Source organism: Cellvibrio sp. (assembly GCF_053579595.1).
The window spans coordinates 1-8606 of the sequence record NZ_JBRFPI010000187.1; the positions used below are offsets into that span (position 1 = coordinate 1).

At 48.2% G+C, this 8606-nt stretch carries 8 protein-coding genes; 6 read left to right on the forward strand and 2 right to left on the reverse strand.

Annotation, left to right across the window (positions count from 1 at the left end; all coding sequences use genetic code 11):
- The 3 genes from ACWA6V_RS12440 to ACWA6V_RS12450 form a co-directional block, all read left to right on the forward strand.
- Positions 1-1541: iron-containing redox enzyme family protein (locus tag ACWA6V_RS12440; protein WP_449522789.1), on the forward strand; the 1541-nt coding region annotated here is incomplete at its 5' end.
- Positions 1542-1544: 3 nt separating this feature from the next.
- Positions 1545-2489 (forward strand): DUF6999 family protein, encoded by a 945-nt coding sequence (locus ACWA6V_RS12445; RefSeq protein WP_449522790.1) that lies wholly within the window; start codon positions 1545-1547, stop codon positions 2487-2489.
- A gap of 11 nt (positions 2490-2500) precedes the next feature.
- Positions 2501-3067 (forward strand): DNA-3-methyladenine glycosylase, encoded by a 567-nt coding sequence (locus tag ACWA6V_RS12450; protein ID WP_449522791.1) that lies wholly within the window; start codon positions 2501-2503, stop codon positions 3065-3067.
- A 66-nt stretch (positions 3068-3133) separates the two neighbouring features.
- Here ACWA6V_RS12450 and ACWA6V_RS12455 read toward each other — a convergent pair whose 3' ends face one another.
- Positions 3134-4465, reverse strand: coding sequence for a hypothetical protein (locus tag ACWA6V_RS12455; RefSeq protein ID WP_449522792.1), 1332 nt, complete (start codon positions 4463-4465; stop codon positions 3134-3136).
- A 132-nt stretch (positions 4466-4597) separates the two neighbouring features.
- Between ACWA6V_RS12455 and ACWA6V_RS12460 the strand changes: the two genes are divergently transcribed.
- The gene (locus ACWA6V_RS12460) at positions 4598-5485 is read left to right on the forward strand and encodes a winged helix-turn-helix domain-containing protein (RefSeq protein ID WP_449522793.1); all 888 of its coding nucleotides are present in this window, start codon (positions 4598-4600) and stop codon (positions 5483-5485) included.
- A gap of 19 nt (positions 5486-5504) precedes the next feature.
- Here the strand turns inward: ACWA6V_RS12460 and ilvY are convergent, their stop codons facing one another.
- A complete protein-coding gene (gene ilvY / locus ACWA6V_RS12465; protein ID WP_449522794.1) occupies positions 5505-6395 on the reverse strand; it encodes an HTH-type transcriptional activator IlvY in 891 nt (296 codons plus the stop codon).
- Positions 6396-6406: 11 nt separating this feature from the next.
- Here ilvY and ilvC point away from each other — a divergent pair, with 11 nt between their 5' ends.
- Both ilvC and pssA read left to right on the forward strand, forming a co-directional pair.
- Entirely contained in the window at positions 6407-7546 is a 1140-nt protein-coding gene (gene ilvC, locus ACWA6V_RS12470) for a ketol-acid reductoisomerase (protein ID WP_449522795.1), read from the forward strand.
- Positions 7547-7638: 92 nt separating this feature from the next.
- Complete coding sequence (gene pssA, locus ACWA6V_RS12475) at positions 7639-8469, forward strand: CDP-diacylglycerol--serine O-phosphatidyltransferase (RefSeq protein WP_449522796.1); 831 nt, start codon at positions 7639-7641, stop codon at positions 8467-8469.
- Positions 8470-8606: the final 137 nt, after the last annotated feature.

Consider the following 8606-nt stretch of genomic DNA (forward strand, 5'->3'; position numbering starts at 1 on the left):
CGCCGCCGATGGAAACTTTATCGAGCCTTGGGGTGTGTGCCGCCGGTATTTCTGCATTGGCTTATGCCGCACAATCTGTGGAACTGGGGGCGCATCAACAAGCGTTAGTTGCGACAGCGGAAATGCCATCGCGCATTTTCAAAAAAAGCCGCTTTGCACCGCGAGGCTATAACAGTGATTTTGATGCGCATTTTTTGCGTTGGATGTTATCCGACGGTGCAGGTGCTTTGTTGCTTACTGATAGGCCAGTAGCAAATAACGGTGTGCGGTTAAAAATAAACTGGATTCACCAAAAAAGTTTTGCCGGTGATTATCCCGTATGTATGCAGTTGGGTTTGACTGAAGACCGCAGCAAATCCTTTCTCGATTTTCCGTCATCCAGTGAGGCGGAAGCGGCGGGTGCACTTTCGCTGCGGCAGGATATTCGCCTGCTACCGCATTTGTTTGATGTAAGTATCCACGAATACGTAAAACTGGTGCGCGATGGTTGGGTTACTTCAGACGAAATTGATCATTTCCTCTGCCATTACTCATCTGCACGTTTTATTCCGGTGGTGGAAGAACTCTTGGATAAAGCAGGCTTAACGATTCCGCGCGAGCGCTGGTACAGCAATTTAACCACGCGCGGCAATACCGGTTCGGCATCCATTTTTATTATGCTCGCTGAATTTCTCGATACGCATCAGGTTAAACCGGGCGAGAAAATATTTTGTTTTATTCCCGAGTCAGGCCGTATGACAGCGGCCTATATGTTGATTGAAGTGGAGGCGGCTGATACGCCTTTTGTTGCTAATTTTGTTCCGGTAATTACATCGACAACACCAGAAAAAACTGCGCAGCCAGATATTGGAGCGCCTCATGATCCTCAATCTGCTCCGCAACATTTACAAAGTGTATTAACCACACTGGCGGGCATTTGGCACGACTATCGCTCGCAGGTGTGGCGCAGTCCGGTTATCCACAAATTGGTGAGCCAGCAATTTGCGTTGGAGGATTATCGCCATTGGACTGCCCAGTGGGTGCCACAGGTGCGCGAGGGTAGTAAGTGGATGCGCGAAGCCGTTGCATCGCTCACGGGTAGCTATGCTGATCTGGCGGCATTAATTGAAACCCACGCCGGCGAAGAACAAAACGATTTTAAGATTTTGTATGAAGATTATTGCGCGGCAGGTGGCACTGAACCGCTCGATAATTTACGTCGCAATCCCGGTGGCGAAGCCTTGAATAGTTATTTGCATTCGCTCGCCGCGACGAAAAATCCAATCGGATTATTGGGCGCAATTTATATCATTGAAGGCACCGGTCAGCGTATCGTACCCGCGCTCTTGCCTTTGCTGCGCAAACAAGTGGATTTACCTGCAAGTGCATTTCGCTTTTTGGAATACCACGGTGCGAATGATGAGCATCACCTCGCGCGCTGGTTGGCGGCAGTTGAACTGGTGATGGCGATTGATCCAAAGGCCGCAAACGCGATTATCGCCACTGCCAAACGCACGGCACAGCTTTATCTTATGCAGTTCGAACATATTCTGGAGTCATAGCGAATGGATAATGTAGAAAAAACAGAAAAGCTACCCACGTTTTTGCAAACGGAATTTGATCCGCGCGACCCCAGCCCTTGGCTCGCGTTGTATTTGGATCAAAGTACACCGTTGCCAGACCATGTTAAAAAGGCGTGGCTCGCTGATTCGGAAACCCCTTCGCGCCAATTTCTGTTGCCCTTTGTGCGCCCTATTGCACGCACACTGATTGTATTAATCCAGATTGTTAAAGTCGTGGTGCCACGCAATTGGGCGGCATCCAAACTACTGCATTGGATTCTCGCTACTGGGTTGAAATATTTTGTTCGACCGGAAGCTAATTGGCTGGTGCTGCGCCATTTTCATATGGGCGCACAGATTCTGGAATTTATTGCTGCCAACGCACCGGTTGCAGTAGAAACCTCTCCGCTCAAGCCAATGAATCTGGACGATTTAAAAGATGAGCTGTTTTTAAAACACGACTTGAATCTATTTAATTTTGTGATTCGTCTGGGTAAAGCGCTGCGCGATGCCGATAAAAAGCTTGCGCCAGTTGCGCAGCCCGATTTCAGTATGATTAACGAACCGGAAATAACGCTGGATTCGATGCCACGCGGAAAGCTCAACGGAATAGATCTGCAAACCGCCATTGAAATGTTTACTCCCACCTACCAATTGTTTTTAACTGACAATGATTTCTGGCGCGCATCCAATTCTTTGCAACTGGATGAAACTATTGGTCTCTACGTAGCGACCATTTTAAACTCGCCCCAGCATTTGGTTCTGCTCAACAACAAGCATCCACTGGTGCCAATGAGTACCTTGCGCGCTGGCTATCGTTTGGTGCTTCACGGATTGTCAACCGAAATGTTGCACGCTTTATTGATGGATTTGAAAAAGGCACAAGCTGAGTACCGTTTCCCCGATTACAGTGTTAATCAATCGACCTCGGTTGTTGATGCAAACTAAATGGGAATCTAATGCACAATATTTTTTCGATAGTTGATTTCTCTGCTCCATCGCATGAAGTTGCGCCGCAGTTAATCGGTGCGCAATTTTTTGTGAATGGAGTAGGTGGAATTATTGTTGAAGTAGAAGCTTACGATCAGTCCGAGCCAGCATCCCACACATTTTCTGGCCCGAGTGCGCGCAATGCTTCCATGTATGGTCCGCCCGGCTGCGCCTATGTTTATCGCTCCTACGGCATTCACTGGTGTTTGAATTTTGTCTGCGCACCGGAAGGACACGGCGCCGGAATTTTAATTCGTGCGGTCCAGCCTACCCAGGGATTGGATATCATGCGTGTGCGCCGCAGTGTTGAAACAGAGCGTTTGCTTTGCTCGGGGCCGGGGCGTGTTGGTCAAGCGTTGGAAATCGTGCATGCATTCAATGGTCGCTCCCTCGCGCAAAAACCATTCCAATTGTTGCCTGCCCTTGCGCCGGTCGATGTTGTGCACGGGCCACGTATTGGTATTTCCAAAGCCATGGATTTGCCATGGCGGTTTGGTTTGGCTGGCTCGCCGTTTTTAAGTAAACCTTTTCGTTAATGTATTTTGTATTCAGCTGAATACAAACCTCGGCTCAGATATTTGATAAATATAATCACCCGGATTTTATAGTTGAATCAGGCAAATATCCGTTGCAGAAAAACAGCTGAAGCCTAGTGAATTGGTTGCGGCATCGTAATCAAAAGGTTTTTTGGTGTAAGGGTTTTTGTAGTGGGATGAATTAATCATCGCTGGCCAATCTTGCTTTGCAATCGTTTTTAATTCCAATTGTAAGGATACTAACGAGTAAATTCCCGCTAAGTCATGCGCTCGGCCTATATAGGGAGTGTATTGCCAGTTTTTCGCAAGATTAATTTTTCCTCCCAGGTTGTAGGGATTAAAGCGCGAAAATGCTAATGCGGTTGTGGGCGTTTGCGCATGCTCATAAAATTCCACAGCCGACAGTTGATTCAGCGCAAAAGCCGGTTTCAGTGTTTGTCGATAAAACCAGTTAATCGCTGCAACAGGCTGCGTTAACCTCCATAAAATAATGGATTCGCCTTCCGGGATGGTTTTAGGTGCCGTTTGCCAATTTTCTGCACCAAAGCGGAGTTCAGACACCAGCACTTTTTCCAAATTCACTTCTTGGGTCGTGAGCGGTTTTAGTAGTGCTTGCAGATGTTGTAACTGCGTGCTGGACAACGCCCTCTCTTGTTTTATTGCATGGGAAAGTGCGGCTACATTTCTGTACAAGCTGGCGATGGCTACCATGCGCCCAAGTGTTGTGTGGCTATCGACGAGCGCCATTCGCCAAAAACGCATGTCAGCCTCACTATTGGTAATTAATCCATCAAGCCCTTTTTCTTGGTAGGCGTTGGCTTGGCTTAGTTTGCCTAGCTGCATTAGCAGGTAATAATTTGGCAGGGGTGATGTGTAATCCATTAGTCGGGTTTCCTCTATTAAGTGAGGAAGCTGAATAATGTTGTGATAGCGCTTAAGCTGGGCGATAAGACGTGGGTGGGTGAGCGGGGTTTGTTTGACATCGACCATTAATTCGCTAAAACAATTGGGTTGTTTGCGCGGAGTACAATCGGCTGCGGGATAGGCAGCTTGCCATTCTGCGTCCCATTTTTCATCGCCGCCATAAAGTGCAGTTTTTTCGTCTTGGGTCAGGTTGGCGAATTCCCCTTTGGTATGTTTTGATTGCAGGCTTTGGATGACGGATTTTCCTACTGCATCGGGATCTTTCCCGGTTGTGGCTGATATGCCATAGAGGGGGTAGATGGCATTACCGTTTATATTGGGATTGGGTGGATTACTTAAGCGTTCAGTAATTTCCGGCAATAATTCTTCATCAAAAATCGACAGGTTGGGGATGAATATAATCGCTAGCGCTAATCCAATAACGAATGTGGCGCGCGTGATAATCTTAAATAACAGCGATCTTGTGTGACTCATGGGATTCTCCTCAATAAATGACACTGTAACTCTCGCATGGGCATCGCGAAAGCATCTGAGGAAAACCTCTGCAAAACCCCTGCGTGTCCAAACCTCATATTGCGGGGATGGTTAAATTGCTAAACTGCATACATGACAAACAATAATCACACGACTTTTAATTGCGCTGCGCTCGAGTTCGATCTTGTATTGGGCACAGTAAAAAATGCGCTCGGTGAAACCCAGCGCTTAAGTCCTATCAACTTAAAACTGCTGACGCATTTGATTGTTCATCAAGGTGAGATGGTAAGCCGCGCTGAGTTATTTGATGCAATTTGGCCAAATCAGATTGTGAGTGATGATGTATTGACCCGTGCAGTATCGGATGTGCGCACGCAACTCACCAAGTTGGATGCATCAACGAAGTTTATAGAAACACTTCCCAAGCGCGGTTATCGCTGGATACAGGAGACTTGTCCGGCCAGTGAGCAAGTAGCAAGTGGCGCATCGGTATTACAGACATCGTCAACACCAAATGAGTCAGAGTTTCCACCGACTGTCCTCAATCACATGAGTCGTCAATTTGGCCATGTGTTGTTTTATGTGGTCGCTGCATTTTTATTGGCGGGAGGGATTATGTGGTTCATTGGTCAGTCACTGATCAGCGAGATAAATGTTGCAGTATTGCCCACCGGTTATGATCGTCCGCAGATTAGCGTAGTCGCAAAAGCAGTGGATGAGAATTTATTGCGTGTGCTGCGGAATAACCCTCACATCAAACTCGTCTCCAAGTCCGCCATAGATTCGCGCCCACAAAATCCTTTTCCTTATTTCTTCAGTGAGTTTGGCGCTAAGTGGGTGATTGAAAGTCGCGTAAGTGATTTGGAAGGGATTAATCGCGTGGAGTTAAGTGTGGTAGATGCGCGCACGGGCTTGGAATTGCGCAGTGCCAGTTTTGATGCTGCCAGCAACACCGAGCTGCTGATCAAGCTTGCCAAGAAATTGGAAACACGTTTGTTGGTAGATGATGTCGGCTATTAGTGGTGTTTGCGATTAGGGGTTACTTGTCATTCGCCAGCTGCAACCAAAACGCATTCACAATCGGGCTTTTCAAGCGTTTTTCCATCACACAAATACCCGTATCGTAAGGGCCTAAATCCGGTTGCGGATCAAAGCGTTTTACTTTGTTGGCGAGGGGGCTGTTGTCTACCACAATTTGCGGCGCAACGCCCACACCAAACCCCAAACTTACCATGCTCACAATTGCCTCGTTGCCTTTTACTTCCGCATAAATATTCGGTTTGATGCCGAGTGAGTCGAACCAGATATTTAATCGCTCCCGCGCTAAACCCTCTTCGGGAATAATTACCGGAATATCCTTCCAGCTTTTACCTTGCCAATCTTCATTATTCGCGGTGATAAAAATCAGTGGCGAGCTGTTGATGGGTTTGAAGCTGATGCCTGCGGGTAATTTGTCAGGTTTGGCGGCGATGGCGATATCTTCATCGCCCGCCAGAATTCGCTCGATTGATTGCGCCGGGTCGCCGGTGTGGAGTTTGATCGCAATGCCGGGATGTTTAACGCGGAACTCGGTGAGGATTTCATAAAGGAAGCTGTAGCTTGCCGTTACCGAACAATAAATGCTGAGTTGGCCGCGCAGTTGATCGGCCTGCGCCAGTAGGGATTCTTGATATGTCTCCCACTGTTGGATCACTTCTTTGGCAAACCCCAGAAATTGTTCGCCTTCGTGAGTGAGGATCACCGAGCGGTTGTCGCGTACAAAGAGGCTCACGCCCAAATCGTCTTCGAGTTGCTTGATGTTGCGGCTGAGTGTTGATGGGCTGACATGGCAGCTGGCAGCGGCGCGCCCGAAGTGGAGGCTGCTGGCGAGATTACAAAACAGGCGGAGTTTGGCGATATCCATGGTTAGTTGTAAATAACCTCGTTGCATAAAATGAAATATTGAATTGCGAATATATCATTTTACGCGATGCCAGTGTTTCTCTACACTGGCCGCCTTTCATTCAAGCCGTACTTCAGTGTTCCGCTGAATTCCGGCAATCATCATCCTTTAAGGAGTCTGTTATGCACGTTTATTACGATAAAGATGCCGATCTTTCTATTATCCAAGGCAAAAAAGTAGCCATTATTGGTTACGGTTCACAAGGTCACGCGCATGCGTGCAACCTGAAAGATTCAGGCGTTGATGTGGTTGTTGGTCTACGCGCTGGCTCTGCGACTGTTAAGAAAGCTGAAGCTCACGGCCTGAAAGTGACTGATGTTGCGACTGCGGTTAAATCGGCTGACGTAGTAATGATCCTGACTCCGGACGAGTTCCAATCAAAACTTTATAAAGAAGAGATCGAGCCGAACATCAAGCAAGGCGCTACCTTGGCTTTCGCTCACGGTTTTGCGATTCACTACAACCAAGTAGTTCCACGCAAAGATTTGGACGTGATCATGATCGCTCCAAAAGCACCAGGCCACACTGTGCGCTCAGAGTTTGTGCGCGGCGGCGGAGTTCCTGATCTGATCGCGATTTTCCAAAACGCCTCAGGTAAGGCGAAAGATACTGCTCTGTCATACGCATCAGGCGTAGGCGGCGGCCGTACCGGTATTATCGAAACCACCTTCAAAGACGAAACCGAAACCGACCTGTTTGGTGAGCAAGCTGTTCTGTGCGGCGGCGCAGTTGAGTTGGTGAAAATGGGTTACGAAACTCTGGTTGAAGCGGGCTACGAGCCAGAAATGGCTTACTTCGAGTGCTTGCACGAATTGAAGTTGATTGTTGACCTGATGTTCGAAGGCGGTATCGCCAATATGAATTACTCAATTTCTAACAACGCTGAATACGGCGAATACGTGACTGGCCCTAAAGTGATCAACGAAGAGTCGCGTAAGGCGATGCGTCAAGCGTTGAAAGATATTCAAACTGGCGAATACGCCAAGAAGTTTATCCTTGAAGGTGCAACTAACTACTCATCAATGACTGCTGCTCGTCGCAACAACGCGGCTCATGGTATTGAGGTGGTTGGTGCCAAGTTGCGCGCCATGATGCCTTGGATTCAGGCCAACAAGATTGTTGACCAATCCAAGAACTAATGGGTTGTCGATGCTCATAAAAAACGCGGCTCAGGCCGCGTTTTTTGTTTCTTAGTGTGTAAAATGGCGCTCCCGCAATCGGAGAGGCAAGTATGAATCAGCACGATAATGACAGTTCCAAACAGGATCCGGCTGAGCATGAAGGTCCGCTGCCTTTTGGTGATCATGTGGAAGAAGTTTCTGAGAACGGTAAGAAGGTTAGGCATCGAGGTGTTTATCTTCTGCCTAATCTGTTTACGACCGGTGCATTGTTTTGCGGTTTCTATGCCATCGTCTCCGCCATGCACGGCAACTTTGCTCAGGCCGCAATTGCGATATTCGGTTCAATGCTGCTTGATGGTATGGATGGGCGCGTAGCGCGCATGACCAATACCCAGAGCGCCTTTGGTGAGCAGTACGATAGCCTTGCCGACATGGTCTCGTTCGGGGTGGCACCGGCGTTGGTGGTGTTCAGTTGGGTGCTACATGATCTTGGGCGCTGGGGTTGGGCGGCGGCTTTTGTATATACGGCCTGTGCGGCGTTGCGTCTTGCACGCTTCAATACCCAAATTGGTGTGGTGGATAAAAAGTACTTTATGGGGTTGGCGAGTCCGGCGGCGGCGGCAATTATCGCGGCGACGGTATGGGTTTGGTTTGATTCTGCGCCAACTGGCTTGTGGGCTGCGGGCATTGCGGTGCTAACTGCATTTACCGGCTTGTTGATGGTGTCCAATTTTCGCTACACCAGCTTTAAGGGGCTCAACTTTCGTGGGCGGGTTCCATTTGCATTTATGTTGTTAGTGGTATTGGTTTTTGCATCGCTTATTATTTATCAGCAGCAGGGTGTGTTGGCTATAGCGGTGATTTATGGCTTATCAGCACCTGCGACTTGGCTGTTTAGTTTTGTTTCGGGTAGATCAAAAATGCCCAAGGCGCCCAAATAAAAACCGGTAAGTTTGTTAATTAATCGCATGTGTAATCATAGAAAAATAAACCCTAAATAACGCTTGCGTGCGCTGTGTCGGATTCGTATAGTGCGCGCCCTTGCCGAGCTGGGGTCAGGCGCGAAAGCGCAGTGATT

Bases quoted from the DNA above. Each gene is read 5' to 3' on its own strand.
- ilvY (WP_449522794.1), bottom strand. From the start codon at position 6,395: ATGCAACGAGGTTATTTACAACTAACCATGGATATCGCCAAACTCCGC.
- ACWA6V_RS12450 (WP_449522791.1), top strand. From the start codon at position 2,501: ATGCACAATATTTTTTCGATAGTTGATTTCTCTGCTCCATCGCATGAA.
- ACWA6V_RS12445 (WP_449522790.1), top strand. From the start codon at position 1,545: ATGGATAATGTAGAAAAAACAGAAAAGCTACCCACGTTTTTGCAAACG.
- ACWA6V_RS12460 (WP_449522793.1), top strand. From the start codon at position 4,598: ATGACAAACAATAATCACACGACTTTTAATTGCGCTGCGCTCGAGTTC.
- pssA (WP_449522796.1), top strand. From the start codon at position 7,639: ATGAATCAGCACGATAATGACAGTTCCAAACAGGATCCGGCTGAGCAT.
- ACWA6V_RS12455 (WP_449522792.1), bottom strand. From the start codon at position 4,465: ATGAGTCACACAAGATCGCTGTTATTTAAGATTATCACGCGCGCCACA.